An 18010-nucleotide genomic window follows, 5' to 3' on the forward strand; every position below is an offset into this window, starting at 1 on the left:
CCTATGTCACTAAATTTCCCGCTGTTGCTGGTCATCGCCGTTGCCGTTTGCGGCCTCCTGGCGTTGCTCGATCTGGTGTTCTTCGCCCCGCGTCGGCGCTCGGCTATCGCGTCCTATCAGGGCAGCGTCAGCCAGCCCGATGCGGTGGTGGTCGAGAAGCTGAACAAAGAGCCTTTGCTGGTTGAATACGGCAAGTCGTTCTTCCCGGTGTTGTTCATCGTGCTGGTGCTGCGTTCGTTCCTGGTGGAGCCGTTTCAGATCCCTTCGGGGTCGATGAAGCCTACCCTGGACGTGGGCGACTTCATCCTGGTGAACAAGTTTTCCTACGGGATTCGCCTGCCGGTGATCGACAAGAAGGTCATCGAAGTCGGCGACCCGCAGCGCGGTGATGTGATGGTGTTCCGCTACCCGAGCGATCCCAACGTCAACTACATCAAGCGTGTCGTGGGCCTGCCGGGCGACGTGATTCGCTACACCAGCGACAAGCGCCTGTTTATCAACGGTGAGTCGGTGGCCGAAAAACTGCTCGGTTCCGAACCGAACAGCCTGGGCAGCGCCGAGCTGTATCAGGAGAAACTCGGTGCGGTAGAGCATGAAATCCGCAAGGAAATGACCCGCTACCGCGCCATGCCTGATGGCCAATGGAAAGTGCCGGCCGGGCACTATTTCATGATGGGCGACAACCGTGACAACTCCAATGACAGCCGCTACTGGGATGACCCCACTATTCCCAAAGAGCTGCTGGGCATGGTTCCCGACCAGAATATCGTCGGCAAGGCCTTCGCGGTCTGGATGAGCTGGCCGGAACCCAAGCTGAGTCACCTGCCTAACTTCTCGCGGGTCGGGCTGATCAAGTAATACAAGCGGCGCTGTGAACACAGCGCCGAGTGCTTTTCTGGGGTTGGGACAAATCTGGCCTGCCCCGTGCGACACCAATCAGGATTTGAATTTGAATACTGCGTCAATCGTCGATGGCCGCCGGTGCCACGAACTCGATATGCATCAACCAGGTATGGCTAAACAGTGACCGTTTCTCTCAGTCGTCTCGAGCGCCAGCTCGGTTACACCTTCAAGGATCAGGAATTGATGATCCTTGCCCTCACACACCGCAGCTTTGCAGGGCGCAACAACGAGCGCCTGGAATTCCTCGGTGATGCCATCCTCAATTTTGTCGCCGGTGAAGCGCTGTTCGAGCGCTTCCCGCAAGCCCGTGAAGGCCAGTTGTCGCGCCTTCGTGCCCGCCTGGTCAAAGGCGAGACCCTGGCCGTGCTGGCCCGTGGTTTCGGCCTGGGCGAATACCTGCGCCTGGGGTCCGGTGAATTGAAGAGCGGTGGTTTCCGCCGCGAATCGATCCTGGCCGATGCCCTCGAGGCGCTGATCGGTGCGATCTACCTGGATGCAGGCATGGAAGCGGCCAAGGAGCGCGTCACCGCGTGGCTGACCTCCGAGATCGAAAGCCTCACCCTGGTCGACACCAACAAAGACCCCAAGACCCGCCTGCAGGAATTTTTGCAGTCGCGCGGGTGCGAACTGCCACGCTACGAAGTGGTGGATATCCAAGGTGAGCCGCATTGCCGCGTGTTCTTCGTGGAATGTGAAATCACCTTACTGAATGAAAAAAGCCGAGGTCAGGGTGTGAGCCGTCGTATTGCCGAACAGGTAGCGGCCGCTGCAGCACTGATTGCCCTGGGCGTGGAGAATGGCCATGACTGATTCAACCGCAACACGCTGTGGCTACGTTGCCATTGTTGGCCGCCCGAACGTGGGCAAGTCCACGCTGCTGAACCACATCCTCGGCCAAAAGCTCGCGATCACCTCGCGCAAGCCGCAGACCACCCGCCACAACATGCTGGGCATCAAGACCGAAGGCAGCGTGCAGGCCGTGTATGTCGACACCCCGGGCATGCACAAGGGCGGCGAAAAAGCCCTCAACCGCTACATGAACAAAACCGCGTCGGCCGCGTTGAAAGACGTCGACGTGGTGATCTTCGTGGTCGACCGCACCAAGTGGACCGACGAAGACCAGATGGTCCTGGAGCGTGTGCAGTACGTGACCGGCCCGTTGATCGTCGCGCTGAACAAGACCGACCGCATCGAAGACAAAGCCGAGCTGATGCCACACCTGAGCTGGCTGCAGGAACAGCTGCCGAACGCGCAGATCATCCCGATCTCGGCGCAGCATGGCCACAACCTGGATGCCCTGGAGCGCGTGATCGCCCAGCACCTGCCGGAGAACGAGCACTTCTTCCCGGAAGACCAGATCACCGACCGCAGCAGCCGCTTCCTTGCCGCCGAACTGGTGCGCGAGAAAATCATGCGCCAGATGGGCGCCGAGCTGCCGTACCAGATCACCGTCGAAATCGAAGAGTTCAAGCAACAGGGCAAGACCCTGCATATCCATGCGCTGATCCTCGTCGAACGCGACGGCCAGAAGAAAATCATCATTGGCGACAAGGGTGAGCGCATCAAGCGCATCGGCACCGAGGCGCGCAAGGACATGGAATTGCTGTTCGATTCCAAGATCATGCTCAACCTGTGGGTGAAGGTGAAAGGTGGCTGGTCCGATGACGAGCGTGCGCTGCGCTCCCTGGGCTATGGCGACCTGTAAGGACACCGCAGGGCAAAAAATGTGGGAGGGGGCTTGCCCCCGATAGCGGTGGGTCAGTTAATAGATAAGTGACTGAACCACCGCCATCGGGGGCAAGCCCCCTCCCACATTAGGTTTGTATTGTTTTCAAGATAGAGAACCCATGTCCCAATCCCCACCCCCCAGCCAACTCGCCTACGTCCTGCACAGCCGCGCCTACCGCGAGACGAGCGCCCTGGTGGACTTCCTCACGCCCCAGGGCCGCCTGCGCGCAGTGTTGCGCAGCGCGCGGGGCAAGGCGGGCACGCAGGCACGGCCCTTCGTGGCGTTGGACGTGGAGTTTCGTGGCAAGGGCGAGCTGAAAAACGTCGGCCGGCTGGAAAGCGTCGGCACCTCCGCCTGGCTCAATGGCGATGCGCTGTTCAGCGGTCTCTACCTCAATGAACTGCTGATCCGCCTGCTGCCCGCCGAAGACCCGCATCCGGCGGTCTTCGATCATTACGCCGCCACCCTGTTGGCCCTGGCCGAAGGTCGCCCGTTGGAACCACTGCTGCGCGCATTCGAATGGCGCCTGCTGGATGACCTGGGTTACGGCTTCGAACTGAACAACGACCTGCATGGCGACCCCATCGCCGCCGACGGCATGTACCGTCTGCAAGTGGACGCGGGCCTGGAGCGCGTGTACCTGCTGCAGCCGGGCCTGTTCCAGGGCACCGAATTGCTCGCCATGAGCGAAGCGGACTGGTCGGCCCCTGGCGCGTTGTCGGCCGCCAAGCGCTTGATGCGCCAGGCCCTGGCTGTGCATTTGGGCGGACGGCCGCTGGTCAGCCGCGAGTTGTTTCGAAAGCCCTGACAACCCCGTGTATGCTGTGCAGCGTTTCTTTCCCCTTTCAGGAGCGCTTCCGTGACCACCAGCAATCGCATTCTTCTCGGCGTCAACATCGACCACGTCGCTACCCTGCGCCAGGCTCGGGGCACTCGTTACCCTGACCCGGTCAAGGCCGCGCTGGATGCCGAAGAAGCAGGCGCCGACGGCATCACGGTGCACCTGCGCGAAGACCGCCGCCACATTCAGGAGCGCGACGTGCTGCTGCTCAAGGACGTGCTGCAAACCCGCATGAACTTCGAAATGGGTGTCACCGAAGAAATGATGGCCTTCGCCGAGCGCATTCGTCCGGCGCATATCTGCCTGGTCCCGGAAACCCGCCAGGAACTCACCACCGAAGGCGGTCTGGATGTGGCCGGCCAGGAAGCGCGGATCAAGGCTGCCGTGGAGCGGCTGTCGAAGCTCGGCAGTGAAGTGTCGCTGTTCATCGACGCCGACGAGCGCCAGATCGAAGCCTCGCGCCGGGTCGGCGCGCCGGCCATCGAACTGCACACCGGCCGTTACGCGGATGCCACCACGCCCACTGAAGTGGCCGATGAGCTGCAACGCATCATCGACGGTGTGAACTGCGGGCTTGGCGAAGGCCTGATCGTCAACGCCGGCCATGGCCTGCATTACCACAACGTGGAAGCGGTGGCCGCGATCAAGGGCATCAACGAACTGAACATCGGCCATGCGCTGGTGGCCCATGCACTGTTCGTCGGCTTCAAAGGCGCGGTTGCCGAGATGAAAGCCCTGATTCTGGCGGCCGCCAAGGGCTGATCGGGCCACTGCGGCAATGCGAAGCCTTACTGTTTAGCCGATGCAGGTGTATCGTATCTGCCCTTTGCAGGCCACTGGCCTGCGGCTGATACGTGAGGTTGTTGTGTCCCGATCCTTTTCCCGTCGACAAATCCTGGGTGGCCTTGCGGGCCTGGCCGTAGTCGGTGCCGGCGCTGGCGGCGCCTACCGCTACTGGCTGGGAAAAGTCGCCGACGCCGAGGCGGGGCACGACTACGAGCTGATTGCCGCACCGTTGGACGTGGAACTGGTGCCGGGCCACAAGACCCCCGCCTGGGCCTTCGGCCCGTCGGCACCGGGCACCGAGTTGCGTGTGCGCCAGGGCGAATGGCTGCGGGTGCGTTTCATCAACCACCTGCCGGTCGCCACCACCATCCACTGGCACGGTATCCGTCTGCCGCTGGAAATGGACGGCGTGCCCTACGTCTCGCAACTGCCGGTGCTGCCCGGTGAGTACTTCGACTACAAATTCCGGGTGCCCGACGCCGGCAGCTATTGGTATCACCCCCATGTGAACAGCAGCGAAGAACTCGGCCGTGGCCTGGTCGGCCCGCTGATCGTGGAAGAGCGCGAACCCACCGGCTTCAAGTACGAACGCACCCTCAGCCTGAAAAGCTGGCACGTGGACGAGGAAGGCGCCTTCGTGGCCTTCAGCATTCCCCGTGAGGCGGCGCGCGGCGGCACGGCCGGCCGGCTGTCGACCATCAATGGTGTGTCCCAGGCGGTGATCGATTTGCCGGCCGGGCAGATCACGCGCGTACGCCTGCTCAACCTCGACAACACCCTGACCTATCGCCTCAACATTCCGGACGTTGAAGCGCAGATCTACGCATTGGATGGCAACCCCATCGAACCGCGCCCCCTCGGCAAAGAATACTGGCTGGGCCCCGGCATGCGTATCTGCCTGGCGATCAAGGCGCCGCCGGCGGGTGAAGAGTTGTCGATCCGTAACGGCCCGGTGCGCCTGGGCACCTTCCGCTCGGTGGCCAACACCGACGCGCCCACCCAGTGGCCGCCTGCATTGCCGGCCAACCCCGTGGCCGAACCGGACCTGGCCAATGCCGAGAAACTCAACTTCAATTTCGAATGGGTCGGCTCGGTGTCGGTGGACAACGGCAAGCCGCCCAGTTTGTGGCAGATCAACGGCCAGGCCTGGGACATCACCGACAAGACCTGTGCCGATCGCCCGATTGCCAAACTGGAAAAGGGCAAGAGCTACATTTTTGAATTGAAGAACATGACCCAGTACCAGCACCCGATCCACCTGCACGGCATGAGCTTCAAGGTGATCGCCTCGAACCGCCACAAGGTGATCCCGTATTTCACCGACACCTACCTGCTGGGCAAGAACGAGCGCGCTCGGGTGGCGTTGGTGGCGGATAACCCGGGTGTGTGGATGTTCCACTGCCACGTGATCGACCATATGGAAACCGGCCTGATGGCCGCCATCGAGGTGGCGTGATGCGCCAGATCCGCCCCGCCGCGATCATCGACCGCAGCCGCGACCAGCACTTCATGCGCCAAGCGCTGGCCCTCGCCGCCCAAGGCGCCGCGCTGGGCGAAGTGCCGGTGGGCGCGGTGCTGGTGCAGGACGGTGAAATCATCGGCCGCGGCTTCAACTGCCCGATCAGCGGCAACGACCCCAGCGCCCATGCCGAAATGGTCGCCATCCGCGCCGCCGCGCAAGCCATCAGCAACTATCGCCTGGTGGGCAGCACGCTGTATGTGACGCTGGAACCGTGCAGCATGTGCGCGGGTTTGATCGTACATTCGCGCGTGGCGCGGGTGGTGTTCGGTGCGCTGGAGCCCAAGGCGGGTATCGTGCAGAGCCAGGGGCAATTTTTTACCCAGGGGTTTCTCAACCATAAGGTTCTGTATGAAGGCGGCGTATTGGCCGAGGAGTGCGGGACGGTCCTGAGCGAATTCTTCAAAGCCCGAAGAGCAAAAACACCACTGTCTAAAGAACACTGAGGGCCCCCTCCCACATTGGGATCTCTATTGGATCTATACCGGTTTATTTCCTGGCGATAATCACCGCCCGCATCGGCGCCGGCAGCCCTTCAATCGTTTTGCTGTGATCGTCCGGGTCGAGGAAATCACTCAGCGACTGATACTTCATCCACTCCGTGCCCCGCTGTTCCTCCACCGTGGTCACGCTCACATCCACGCAGCGCACATCGCTGAAACCGGCGCGGCGCAGCCAGAGCATCAGCGCCGGCACCGATGGCAGGAACCACACATTACGCATCTGCGCATAGCGGTCTTCCGGCACCAGCACCTGTTGCTGATCACCTTCAACCACCAGGGTTTCCAACACCAACTCGCCGCCCTTGACCAGGGTGTCCTTGAGCGCCAGCAGATGCTCGATCGGCGAGCGGCGGTGATAAAACACACCCATGGAAAACACCGTATCGAAGCCCTCCAGGTTTGCCGGCAAGTCTTCGAACGGGAACGGCAGGTGCCAGGCCTTGGGCTCTGACAGGTAACGCTGCACGGCCTGGAACTGGCAGAAGAACAGCCAGTTGGGGTCCACGCCAATCACGCTGTCGGCGCCGGCGCCGAGCATGCGCCACATGTAGTAACCGTTGCCGCAGCCCACATCGAGGATGCGCTTGCCCTTGAGGTTCAGGTGCGGCGCCACGCGGGACCACTTCCAGTCCGAGCGCCATTCGGTGTCCACATGCACCCCGAACAGGTGGAACGGGCCTTTGCGCCATGGGCTCAACCCCATCAACGCGCTGTGCATTTGCGTGCGGGTGGCGTCGTCGCAGTCGGTGTCCAGGGTCAGGCCATTGAGCAAGTCGACGTCGCTGGGCTGAACCTTGGGCAGTGCATCCAGCGCACTTTGCCAGCGCTCCAGGTCGCCATGACCTTTCTCCATCTTGCTGTCGAGCTGCGCTTGCAGGCCCTGGGCCCAAACGGCCAGGGGAGTGCCGACCAGATGGCGGGCGAGGGGGGACAAATCAATCATGGCAAGGCAATCAACGAGGCAAAGTTAAGACACTGGAACCACGGCACGACTTTCGAAAACCCGGCCGCCAGCAGGCGTTCGCGATGTTCTTCGAGGCTGTCGGGCTTCATGACGTTTTCGATGGCGCTGCGCTTCTGGGCGATTTCCAATTCGCTGTAGCCGTTGGCGCGTTTGAACGCGATATGCAGGTCGGTGAGCAACGCATGTTCTTCAACATCGTTGAAGCGCAGCTTTTCCGAGAGGATCAACGCACCGCCCGGCAGCAGCGCCTGGCGGATACGCCCAAGCAGCGCCAGGCGCTCGGCCGGGGCGATGAATTGCAGGGTGAAATTCAGCGCCACCACCGAGGCCGGCTGGAACTGCAGCGCGAGGATATCGCCCTCGACCACCTCCACCGGCAGCAGCTCCTGGAACATCGAGTCCTGGCCGTTAAGGTATTGACGGCAACGCTCGACCATCGCTGCCGAGTTATCCACAGCGATCACCCGGCAGCCGTCGGTACGTACATGCCGGCGCAACGCCTGGGTCACCGCGCCAAGGGAGGAACCGAGGTCGTAGAGCACACTGTGGGGCTGGGCAAACTGCGCGGCGAGTACGCCAAGGTTTTCGACGATCGTCGGGTAACCCGGCACCGAGCGTTTGATCATGTCCGGGAACACCCGCACCACGTCCTCGTTAAAGGCGAAGTCCGGCACCTGGGGCAGGGGCTGGGCGAATAGGCGATCGGGTTCTTTGCTCACGGTTGTTCCGGCGACGAAGGGGGAAAGGCCGGCATTTTAGCCAAGTTGGCCGGTGCGTGCATGGTTGATCGGACCGTTAGTCAGTCGTGTGAGCTACCTGTCAACTCTGACAGTAGACGCCCTGACATTAGGCGACCTAGCTTAACGAGTCGGTGAATCGCACCGTTAAATCGCCAGAGGGTATGGACATGAGTCTTACAATTGCTTCTACCGATTCCGAGTTGGATGCGCAAATCAAAGCCATCCTCAAAGACGAGCGTGTTTCGCCAGTGGAGTTCATTGAGTTCAGAAAACGTTCCGATGATGACGTTGCTAAGAACAAGCGTCTGGCCTTAAACGATAACTTGCGCATTATTTCCAACGCAGCCGACATCCTGGCGGATGCGATAAAGCTGTTGACGCTGGAAGCCAGACGCCTTGATCTGGGCGTGCGAGACAACACGGACCCGGCAAAAAACGCCGAAAAAGACGCCGAAAAAGCGCTGTTGAAGAAGGCCATCGAAGCCCAGTTGGCCTATACCGTGGTCAGCTACAAATCCACCTTGGAGCGATTGTAGGCTTCGTCCTTGGCGTGTCGCTGGCTGAACGCAGATGCAGTGATACCCCACTGGCCCAGCCAGTACGTGGCGATCAGCAAATACGGCGCCGCATCGAACGCCACCACAAAGCGATTGATGCCAATCAGTGTGTCGGAAAGCACAAACGACACCGCGCCCGCTGCCGCCAGCAGTGCCGAGCGTTGCGGCACCTGGCTGCCGAGGCGGGCGAGGGCGCGCCAGAGCATGGCGCTGATCACCAGGGCGTAAACCACCACGGGAATCAGCAAGTCGCCCAGGCCATGGGCGATCAGGATGCTCAACAGGATCGCGCCCACGCCCAGCGCCAGTACCAACGGCAGCAGGGCCAAACGTCGGCAATCGCTGAAATAGGCTTTGAGGTACGCCAGGTGCGCACACAGAAACGCGCCAAGGCCGAAGATAAACAGGTCGCCCGGCCAGGCGAGCAACACATCGCCCACCAGGGAAAAAATCAGCCCAAGGCTGATCCAGCGTCGATAGTCGGTGGGCGGTGCATCATGCAACCAGCCCAGCAGCGCCAGCACCGGCAAGGGTTTGACCAGCAGGCAGAGCAGCGTGGCATGGGTGGTCAGGCCGTAGACAAACGTGGCGGCGCCCATCAACGCCAGAATCAGCCAGGGCATATCAGTTCACCGTAATGGCGCAGTCGAAGGTCTCGACCGGTTCGGCCTCCGGTTCCCAGGGTTGTTGAGAGGTCAGGCGCAAACGGCCCTGGCCGGCGGCGAAGGCCTGGAAGCGCCAAGTCGACTGGCCACCGCCACCGATCACCCCCGATTCCGTGCTGCTGTAGACCTCGGGGCTCAGCGCGCGCAGCACGCCGCCGGCGGAATCCTGGATGGCCCAGCGGTAGCCGGTGGTGGGGTTGCTTGGCAGCGTCAGGATCAGGGTTTGCCCGTTTTTAAGCTGGAGCGGGCAGGCGCTCTGGTTTTCCACGGTGACGTGTTGCTTCGGCGCGCTGGCGCATGCGGCCAGCAGGGCAAGGCTCAAGGGGAGAAGCAGGCGGGCAGCGGTCATGAGGGCTCCGTTTAGACACGACGAAGGGCGAGCATAACCGAAGATGGGGCAAGGTGTGACAGGCGGGTGGGGTGTTGGCGGGGTGGGCTTCATCGGGGGCAAGCCCCCTCCCACATTTTGATGTGTGAACACATTCAAAAGTGGGAGGGGGCTTGCTCCCGATGCGGCCTTCACAGACGCTGCAGATTTATCAGAAAAGCACCTTCGCCACATCCGCAAAGCGCTTGGCAAAGTGCACGGTCATGCCTTCCTTCAGGTAGTCCGGCAACTCTTCAAAGCTGCCGCGATTGGGCTCCGGCAAAATCAGCTCATGGATCTTCTGGCGCCGCGCCGCAATCACCTTTTCACGCACACCGCCAATCGGCAGCACGTGCCCGGTCAATGTCAGTTCGCCGGTCATGGCCACGCCTTTTTTCGGCGGCTGGTTGCGCGCCAACGACAACAGCGCACTGGCCATGGTCACGCCGGCGCTCGGGCCGTCCTTCGGTGTGGCGCCTTCCGGCACGTGCAAGTGCACGAACGCTTCGTCGAAGAACTTCGGATCACCGCCAAACGACTTCAGGTTTGAGCTGATGTAGCTGTAGGCGATTTCGGCGGACTCTTTCATCACTTCACCCAACTGCCCGGTGAGCTTGAAGCCACGGTTGAGCGTGTGGATGCGAGTGGCTTCGATCGGCAATGTCGCGCCGCCCATGCTGGTCCAGGCCAAACCTGTGATCACGCCGGTGCCCGACAGTACCTGCTCGTTGCGAAACACCGGCATTCCCAGGGAGCTTTCCAGATCCTTGTTGCCGATCTTGATCACCGCGTCCGGCTCATCCAGCAGCTTGACTACCGCTTTGCGCACCAGTTTGCCCAACTGTTTTTCCAACTGACGCACCCCGGCTTCGCGGGCGTAGCCGTCGATCAATGCGCGCAGGGCGCCGTCGCTGATGGTCAGGCTGTTTTTCGCCACGCCGGCTTTTTCCAGCTGCTTGGGCCACAGGTGGCGTTTGGCGATGGCGACTTTTTCTTCGGTGATATAGCCCGACAGGCGAATCACTTCCATACGGTCGAGCAACGGGCCGGGGATCGAATCCAGGGTGTTGGCGGTGCACACGAACAGCACTTTGGACAGGTCCAGGCGCAGGTCCAGGTAGTGGTCTAGAAATTCGACGTTCTGCTCCGGGTCCAGGGTTTCCAGCAGCGCGGAGGCCGGGTCGCCCTGGAAGCTCTGGCCCATCTTGTCGATCTCGTCGAGCATGATCACCGGGTTCATCACTTCCACATCTTTAAGCGCCTGCACCAGCTTGCCCGGCAGGGCGCCGATGTAGGTGCGGCGATGGCCCTTGATCTCGGCCTCGTCGCGCATGCCGCCGACGCTGAAGCGGTAGAACGGTCGGCCCAGGGACTCGGCGATGGACTTGCCCACGCTGGTCTTGCCCACGCCCGGCGGGCCAACGAGCAGCACGATGGAACCGGCGACTTCGCCTTTATAGGCTCCCACCGCGAGGAATTCGAGGATACGGCTCTTGATGTCGTCCAGGCCGGCATGGTGTTTATCCAACACCTTGCGCGCATGTTTGAGGTCGAGTTTGTCCTCGCCATAGACGCCCCACGGCACTGCGGTGGCCCAGTCGAGGTAATTGCGGGTGACCGCGTATTCCGGCGAGCCGGTTTCCAGGATCGACAGTTTATTGAGTTCTTCATCAATACGTTTTTGCGCCTGGGCCGGCAGCACCTTGCCTTGCAGCCGTTGCTCGAACTGTTCGACATCCGCACTGCGGTCGTCCTTGGTCAAGCCCAGCTCTTGCTGGATGACCTTGAGCTGTTCCTTGAGGAAAAACTCGCGCTGGTGCTCACCGATCTTGCGGTTCACCTCGGCGGAAAGTTCTTTTTGCAGGCGTGCGACCTCTACCTCTTTGCGCAGCATCGGCAGCACTTTCTCCATGCGTTTGAGCATGGGCACGCAGTCCAGCACTTCCTGCAATTCGTTACCGGTGGCCGAGGTCAGCGCGGCGGCAAAGTCGGTCAGCGGCGACGGGTCGTTGGGGCTGAAGCGATTGAGGTAGTTTTTCAGCTCTTCGCTGTACAGCGGGTTGAGCGGCAGCAGCTCCTTGATCGCGTTGATCAGCGCCATGCCGTAGGCCTTGACCTCATCGGTCGGCTCGGAGGGCTGGTGCGGGTATTCGACTTCCACCAGGTACGGTGGGCGGTGGTGCTTGAGCCAGGTCTTGATGCGCACCCGCGTCAGGCCCTGCGCAACGAATTGCAGCTTGCCGTTCTCACGGCTGGCGTGGTGCACCTTCACCAGCGTGCCGTACAGCGGCAGGCTGGAGGTGTCGAAGTGGCGCGGATCTTCCGGCGGCGTGTCCATGAAAAACAGCGCGAGGGAATGGTGGTCGGATTTGCTCACCAGCTCCAGGGTCTCGGCCCACGGGTCTTCATTGACGATCACCGGCAACACTTGCGCCGGGAAGAACGGCCGGTTGTGGATCGGGATGATGTAGACCTTGTCCGGCAGGTTTTGCCCAGGCAGGGCCAGGCCCGTATTGGACGAAGGGGATTCAGCGTTTTCGGGGTCGGCGTAGTCGTTGAGGTCGTAATCGGGGAATTCTTGCTGGTCGCTCATGGGGCACCTGCATCAGGAAGTATGGTGCTTAGATGGGGCAGGGCAATGGTGGTTTCAATGGGGGCGGTGACATAGCAACAATTTGCATGAAATTTCGCATGTGACTCGGTCAATGTGGGAGGGGGCTTGCTCAGCTGATTTTATGCAGGTAGGCGGGCAGCGGTTGTTCAGGAAGTACGGAAAGCACCTTCAACCGCTGCAACATCCGCTGGCTGGCCCGTTGCAAATGCTCGCGCAAATTCAACGCCGCCGCATCAAACGCGCCATGCAGCAACAACTCCAGAATCAAGCGATGTTCAGCCAACATCGCCGGATCAGCGCCGATCCCCAGCAAACGGTAGAAAATCCGGCTGATGATCATCGGGCTCTGGCCCTGGCGAATCAGCGCGGCGATCTTGCGGTTCTGCAGCCCGGCCAGGCAGCGCTGGTGCAGGTCCTCTTCGATCTGCTCGATGGCTTCCAGGCTGCATTGCGGGCTGTCCTGGGCGTCGAGCACGCGTTGCAACATGGCTTGGAGCAGGTCGCGGTCCAGGTCCGGTGCGCTTTGGCGCAGGGCTTCGGGCTCCAGGCAGGCGCGCAGTTCGTAGTCTTCGGTGACTTCCCTGGCAGTCAGCGGGCCGGCCAGCCATTGGGAGTAGGGCTCCTTTTCGACCAGGCCACGGTCGCGCAGGCGCATCAGCGCTTCACGCACCACTGCGCGGCTGACGCCGTAATGGGCGGCGGCGGCTTGCTCATCCAGGCGGTAATGGCCGAAAGCGATGCAGGTGGACAGCGCCGCGCCAATCTCCTCAACGATGCGCTCGCCCAGCGGCCGCGTGTCCACCAGTTCACCCTCATCGTTCAGGCCCAACTGCCCATGGCTCAGCGGCAGGCGCAGCGGCTCCATGGCCAGGCCGTCGGGGTTGATCAGGTAACCGCGCCCGTTGAAACGGCAGATCAGGCCTTCGGCGTGCAGCAGGTCCAGCGCCTTGCGCACCGGCACGCGGCTGGTGCCGAACAGCTCGGCCAGCGGGGCTTCCAGCAACACCAGCCCATGGCGCGCCGTGCCGTTGACGATCGCATCACGCAGCACTTGGTGAATCATCGCGTAACGGGAGGCCGAGGCGGACACTGCTTTCATCGCGTTCTCTGAGAATTCTGGGGCATGTAGGGCGGTGGCCGGGGATTCTCTCATAGATGCGCCTGTCACTCTGCGCCACGGTGATGGCACTTTTTTGGGGCCTTGAAGCCGAGAATGTTACTTTTCTGCACCAAAATGTACTTATTAATAAAAGATACATTATTCCATTGAAGGCCTATCGGTCCGCCCCGGCCGTATTTTTTCGGTCAGCCTACGTATCTAGCCGGCACGTCCAGGCTAAAAAACCGATAAGACCAAAACACCTGCCTGAAGACTGGCACGGAATCTGCCTTTGTAAAATGTACATTTTATTAATATGTACGTTTTATGAGGTGCAGCCCAATGTCAGACGCCACGTCAATGGCCGAGGATTTTGCCAGCGGTCGCAGCGACCCGGTGCAAGCCCTCGAACACGCGATCGACCAAGCGGGACGCTACGCCGGCGTGTTCATCAGCCTGACCCTCGAGCGCGCGCGCCGTGAAGCCAAAGCCGCCGCCGCACGCTGGCGTGCCGGCCAGCCGTTGAGTGTGTTCGATGGCGTGCCCCTGGCCTGGAAAGACCTGTTCGATGTAGCCGGCAGCGTCACCACCGCCGGCGCCGCTTACCGTCGCAACGCGCCCGCCGCCTTGCTCGATGCACCCAGCGTGGGCCTGTTGTGCCGTGCCGGGATGGTCAGCGTCGGCAAGACCAACCTCAGCGAACTGGCCTATTCGGGCCTCGGCCTCAACCCGCATTTCGGTACGCCGCGCAACCCGCGTGGGGTCGACCAACCGCGCATTCCCGGCGGTTCGTCATCCGGTTCGGCGGTGGCCGTTGCGGCCAATATCGTGCCGATCGCGATGGGTACCGATACCGCCGGCTCCATCCGTATTCCGGCGGCGCTCAATGGCCTGGTCGGTTACCGCAGCAGCAGCCTACGCTACAGCCGTGACGGCGTGTTCCCGCTGGCGCGCACCCTCGATAGCCTCGGCCCACTGACCCGCAGTGTGCGCGATGCACTGGCCATCGATGATCTGTTGCATGGCCGCACCCAAACCCACCGCGCGCGCCCGCTCAAAGGCCAGCGCTTTGTGTTGGCGCAACAGGATGTCGAACCGGCCGTGCGCAATAACCTGCTGCGCGCCGTGGAACAACTCAAGGCCCAGGGCGCGCTGATCGAAGAACGCGAATGCCCGACGTTCCAGGCCACCCTGGCCCTGATCAAGCACCACGGCTGGCTCGGCGCCTTCGAGGCCTTCGCCCTGCACGAAACCTTGCTGGACAGCCACGATGCCGAGCAGCTCGACCCCCGCGTACGCCGTCGCCTCGAAGCGGCGCGGTCGCTGCCCGCCAGCCAACTCATGCACTTGATCGACGCCCGCCAACGCCTGCAACAGCAACTGATCGATGACCTGGATGGCGCCGTCCTCATCACGCCAACCGTCGCCCATGTCGCGCCGGCCCTGGCACCGCTGGAAGCCGACGACGCGCTGTTCGTCAGCACCAACCTCGCCACCCTGCGCCTGACCATGCCCGGCAGTCTGCTCGACATGCCCGGCGTGAACCTGCCCAGTGGCCACGATGCCCTGGGCTTGCCCACCGGGCTGCTGCTCAGCGCCCCGACGGGAGAAGACGCGCGCCTGTTGCGCGCGGCCCTGTCCGTCGAATCCGTACTTAACGTTTAAGGAGACACACCATGGCTAAAGACATCCTCTGTGCATTTGGCGTCGACGTTGACGCCGTCGCCGGCTGGCTCGGTTCCTACGGCGGCGAAGACTCGCCGGACGACATCTCCCGTGGCCTGTTCGCCGGTGAAGTCGGCGCGCCGCGCCTGCTCAAATTGTTCGAACGCTACGGCCTGCGCACCACCTGGTTTATCCCTGGCCACTCGATGGAAACCTTCCCCGAGCAGATGAAAGCCGTGGCCGACGCCGGCCACGAAATCGGCGTGCATGGCTACAGCCACGAAAACCCCATCGCGATGACCGCCGAGCAGGAAGAAATCGTGCTCGACAAGTCCATCGACCTGATCACCCAGGTCACTGGCAAACGCCCCACCGGCTACGTCGCGCCCTGGTGGGAATTCAGCAAGGTCACCAACGAGCTGCTGCTGAAAAAAGGCATCAAGTACGACCACAGCCTGATGCACAACGACTTCCATCCCTACTACGTGCGCAAGGGCGACAGCTGGACCAAGATCGACTACAGCCAGCACCCCGACACCTGGATGAAACCCCTGGTGCGCGGCGAAGAAACCGACCTGGTGGAGATCCCGGCCAACTGGTACCTCGACGACCTGCCGCCGATGATGTTCATCAAGAAAGCCCCCAACAGCCACGGCTTCGTCAACCCGCGTCACCTCGAAGAAATGTGGCGCGACCAGTTCGACTGGGTCTACCGCGAACACGAACACGCGGTGTTCACCATGACCATCCACCCCGACGTGTCCGGCCGCCCGCAAGTGCTGTTGATGCTTGAGCGCCTGATCGAACACATCCAGAGCCATGCCGGCGTGCGCTTCGTCACCTTCGACGAAATCGCCGACGACTTTATCCGCCGCCAACCCCGTTCCTGACCTTCTGCCCCCCCCACCCTCGAGGCGCGATTATGTCCATCTACAACAAGCTTGATCTGACTGGCTGGAAACCCCGGCAACTGACGTCCCAGGAAGTGCGTTTCGCCACCTGGATCGCGTTTTTCGCCTGGGTGTTTGCGGTGTACGACTTCATCCTGTTCGGCACCTTGCTGCCGGAGATCGGCCGGCACTTCGGTTGGGGCGAAGTGGAGCAAGCACAAATCGCGACCTGGGTGGCGGTGGGGACCGCCGTCGTCGCTTTGGCCATCGGGCCGATCGTCGACAAACTGGGGCGACGCAAAGGGATTATTTTCACCGTGGCCGGTTCCGCATTGTGCTCGGCGCTGACCGCGATTGGCGGGGCCTGGGGCAAGTCGCCGCTGATTCTGATCCGTTCGCTGGGCGGCCTGGGTTATGCCGAAGAAACCGTCAACGCCACCTATTTGACCGAGTTATATGGCGCCTCCGAAGACCCGCGGCTGACCCAGCGTCGCGGCTTTATCTACAGCCTGGTGCAGGGCGGCTGGCCGGTGGGGGCGTTGATCGCCGCCGGCTTGACCGCGCTGTTGCTGCCGATCATCGGCTGGCAGGGCTGCTTCATCTTCGCGGCGATCCCGGCGATTGTGATCGCGATCATGGCGCGCAAGCTCAAGGAAAGCCCGCAGTTCCAGATCCACGAACGCATCAGCCAACTGCGTAAAAGCGGCGCGGTGAGCGAAGCGCAAAACGTCGCCATCACCTACGGCGTCGACTACGACGAACACAGCAAGGCCGGCCTCAAGGCGGCGTTCCGTGGCCCGGCCCGTCGCGCCACGTTGGTGATCGGCGCCGCGCTGTTGCTCAACTGGGCGGCGATCCAGGTGTTCAGTGTGTTGGGTACCTCGGTGATCGTCAGCGTGCACCACATCTCGTTCGAGAACTCGCTGATCATCCTCGTGCTGTCGAACCTGGTGGGTTACTGCGGTTACCTCAGCCACGGCTGGATGGGCGACAAGATTGGCCGGCGCAACGTGATCGGCCTCGGCTGGATGCTCGGCGGCCTGTCGTTTGCCGGGATGCTGTTCGGCCCGAGCAACATGGCGATGGTGGTCGGGCTGTACAGCCTGGGCCTGTTCTTCCTGATCGGGCCGTACTCGGCGGCGCTGTTCTTCATCAGCGAAAGTTTCCCCACCAGCATTCGTGCCACCGGTGGCGCGATCATCCACGCCATGGGCCCGATCGGTGCGGTGGTTGCAGGCTTCGGTGCCACCCAAGTGTTGTCCGCCGGTAGCGACTGGCAGACCGCCGCCCTCTGGTTCGGCGCGGTGCCGTGCTTTTTGTCCGGCATGTTGATGTTTGCCGCGCGCCATGTGCGCCCGGAAACCGTTCAGTAAGGAGTGTGAGATGAGCCGTAAAGTTGCCTTGATCACCGGTGCCGCCAGCGGCATCGGCCAAGCCCTCGCGGTGGCCTACGCGCGAGTGGGCGTGGCGGTGGTGGGCGGGTATTACCCGACCGACCCGCATGACCCGCAAAGTACCGTCGCCCTGGTGGAACAGGCCGGTGGCGCGTGCCTGATGCTGGCGTTGGATGTGGGCGATACCGCCTCGGTAGACGCACTGGCCGCGCAAGCCGTGCAGCACTTTGGCCGGCTGGATTACGCGGTGGCCAACGCCGGTTTGCTGCGCCGTGCGCCACTGCTGGAAATGACGGATGCGCTGTGGGACGAGATGCTCAACGTCGACCTGACCGGGGTGATGCGTACCTTCCGCGCCGCGACCCGGCATATGCATGACGGCGGCGCGCTGGTGGCGATTTCCTCGATTGCCGGTGGCGTGTATGGCTGGCAGGAGCACTCACACTATGCCGCCGCCAAGGCCGGTGTGCCGGGGTTATGCCGTTCGCTGGCGGTGGAACTGGCGGCCAGGGGCATTCGTTGCAATGCGGTGATCCCTGGGTTGATCGAGACGCCGCAGTCGCTGGATGCAAAGAACTCGTTGGGCCCGCAGGGCTTGGCCAAAGCGGCGCGCTCGATCCCGCTGGGCCGGGTCGGGCGCGCGGATGAAGTGGCGTCGCTGGTGCAGTTCCTGACCAGTGAAGCCTCAAGTTACCTCACAGGCCAAAGCATCGTCATCGACGGCGGCTTGACCGTACGCTGGCCCGACTGACGGATGTACTCAATCCAATTGTG

At 62.2% G+C, this 18010-nt stretch carries 18 protein-coding genes; 12 read left to right on the forward strand and 6 right to left on the reverse strand.

Annotated elements, in window-relative coordinates:
• Positions 1-3: 3 nt before the first annotated feature.
• The 7 genes from lepB to tadA all read left to right on the forward strand — a co-directional run bounded on the left by lepB (position 4) and on the right by tadA (position 6224).
• Entirely contained in the window at positions 4-858 is an 855-nt protein-coding gene (lepB, locus tag KSS96_RS05980; protein WP_017526268.1) for a signal peptidase I, read from the forward strand.
• A 165-nt stretch (positions 859-1023) separates the two neighbouring features.
• Entirely contained in the window at positions 1024-1713 is a 690-nt protein-coding gene (gene rnc, locus KSS96_RS05985) for a ribonuclease III (RefSeq protein WP_017526269.1), read from the forward strand.
• Positions 1706-2608: a GTPase Era gene (era, locus tag KSS96_RS05990; protein WP_017526270.1), complete on the forward strand. Its 903-nt coding sequence runs from the start codon at positions 1706-1708 to the stop codon at positions 2606-2608. The genes rnc and era overlap by 8 nt, the downstream gene beginning before the upstream one ends.
• A gap of 142 nt (positions 2609-2750) precedes the next feature.
• Positions 2751-3440, forward strand: a complete 690-nt coding sequence (gene recO, locus KSS96_RS05995; RefSeq protein WP_065877237.1) for a DNA repair protein RecO — start codon at positions 2751-2753, stop codon at positions 3438-3440.
• A 51-nt stretch (positions 3441-3491) separates the two neighbouring features.
• Positions 3492-4235, forward strand: a complete 744-nt coding sequence (gene pdxJ, locus KSS96_RS06000) for a pyridoxine 5'-phosphate synthase (RefSeq protein ID WP_065877236.1) — start codon at positions 3492-3494, stop codon at positions 4233-4235.
• Positions 4236-4338: 103 nt separating this feature from the next.
• Positions 4339-5715 carry a multicopper oxidase family protein gene (locus KSS96_RS06005; protein ID WP_135196394.1) on the forward strand — a complete coding sequence of 459 codons (1377 nt, stop codon included), beginning with the start codon at positions 4339-4341 and terminating at the stop codon, positions 5713-5715.
• The gene (gene tadA / locus KSS96_RS06010; protein WP_065877234.1) at positions 5715-6224 is read left to right on the forward strand and encodes a tRNA adenosine(34) deaminase TadA; all 510 of its coding nucleotides are present in this window, start codon (positions 5715-5717) and stop codon (positions 6222-6224) included. The genes KSS96_RS06005 and tadA overlap by 1 nt, the downstream gene beginning before the upstream one ends.
• A gap of 43 nt (positions 6225-6267) precedes the next feature.
• Here the strand turns inward: tadA and cmoB are convergent, their stop codons facing one another.
• Positions 6268-7224, reverse strand: a complete 957-nt coding sequence (gene cmoB, locus KSS96_RS06015; RefSeq protein ID WP_068937547.1) for a tRNA 5-methoxyuridine(34)/uridine 5-oxyacetic acid(34) synthase CmoB — start codon at positions 7222-7224, stop codon at positions 6268-6270.
• Positions 7221-7964 carry a carboxy-S-adenosyl-L-methionine synthase CmoA gene (cmoA, locus tag KSS96_RS06020; protein ID WP_017526276.1) on the reverse strand — a complete coding sequence of 248 codons (744 nt, stop codon included), beginning with the start codon at positions 7962-7964 and terminating at the stop codon, positions 7221-7223. Before cmoA ends, cmoB begins: the two co-directional genes overlap by 4 nt.
• Positions 7965-8116: 152 nt before the next feature.
• Here cmoA and KSS96_RS06025 point away from each other — a divergent pair, with 152 nt between their 5' ends.
• Positions 8117-8521, forward strand: a complete 405-nt coding sequence (locus tag KSS96_RS06025) for a hypothetical protein (protein WP_223271439.1) — start codon at positions 8117-8119, stop codon at positions 8519-8521.
• Here KSS96_RS06025 and KSS96_RS06030 read toward each other — a convergent pair.
• The 4 genes from KSS96_RS06030 to KSS96_RS06045 form a co-directional block, all read right to left on the reverse strand.
• Complete coding sequence (locus KSS96_RS06030; protein ID WP_017526278.1) at positions 8494-9165, reverse strand: lysoplasmalogenase; 672 nt, start codon at positions 9163-9165, stop codon at positions 8494-8496. The genes KSS96_RS06025 and KSS96_RS06030 overlap by 28 nt on opposite strands.
• Before the next feature lies 1 nt (position 9166).
• The gene (locus tag KSS96_RS06035; RefSeq protein WP_017526279.1) at positions 9167-9556 is read right to left on the reverse strand and encodes a protease inhibitor I42 family protein; all 390 of its coding nucleotides are present in this window, start codon (positions 9554-9556) and stop codon (positions 9167-9169) included.
• Positions 9557-9746: 190 nt separating this feature from the next.
• Complete coding sequence (gene lon / locus KSS96_RS06040; RefSeq protein ID WP_017526280.1) at positions 9747-12167, reverse strand: endopeptidase La; 2421 nt, start codon at positions 12165-12167, stop codon at positions 9747-9749.
• Positions 12168-12297: 130 nt separating this feature from the next.
• Positions 12298-13287: a GntR family transcriptional regulator gene (locus KSS96_RS06045; protein ID WP_017526281.1), complete on the reverse strand. Its 990-nt coding sequence runs from the start codon at positions 13285-13287 to the stop codon at positions 12298-12300.
• A gap of 342 nt (positions 13288-13629) precedes the next feature.
• On the opposite strand from KSS96_RS06045, the gene KSS96_RS06050 reads away from it, so the two are divergent.
• The 4 genes from KSS96_RS06050 to KSS96_RS06065 are packed head-to-tail and all read left to right on the forward strand — an operon-like array spanning position 13630 to position 17987.
• On the forward strand, positions 13630-14952 hold the full coding sequence (locus KSS96_RS06050; protein ID WP_068937546.1) for an amidase: 1323 nt from the start codon (positions 13630-13632) through the stop codon (positions 14950-14952).
• 11 nt (positions 14953-14963) lie between these two features.
• Positions 14964-15842, forward strand: a complete 879-nt coding sequence (locus KSS96_RS06055; protein ID WP_065877231.1) for a polysaccharide deacetylase family protein — start codon at positions 14964-14966, stop codon at positions 15840-15842.
• A 32-nt stretch (positions 15843-15874) separates the two neighbouring features.
• Entirely contained in the window at positions 15875-17215 is a 1341-nt protein-coding gene (locus KSS96_RS06060; RefSeq protein ID WP_017526284.1) for an MFS transporter, read from the forward strand.
• 10 nt (positions 17216-17225) lie between these two features.
• Positions 17226-17987 (forward strand): SDR family NAD(P)-dependent oxidoreductase, encoded by a 762-nt coding sequence (locus tag KSS96_RS06065; protein WP_137219956.1) that lies wholly within the window; start codon positions 17226-17228, stop codon positions 17985-17987.
• The last annotated feature ends 23 nt before the right edge of the window (positions 17988-18010 follow it).

It is taken from the genome of Pseudomonas asgharzadehiana (assembly GCF_019139815.1).
In the GTDB taxonomy this organism is placed as follows: domain Bacteria; phylum Pseudomonadota; class Gammaproteobacteria; order Pseudomonadales; family Pseudomonadaceae; genus Aquipseudomonas; species Aquipseudomonas asgharzadehiana.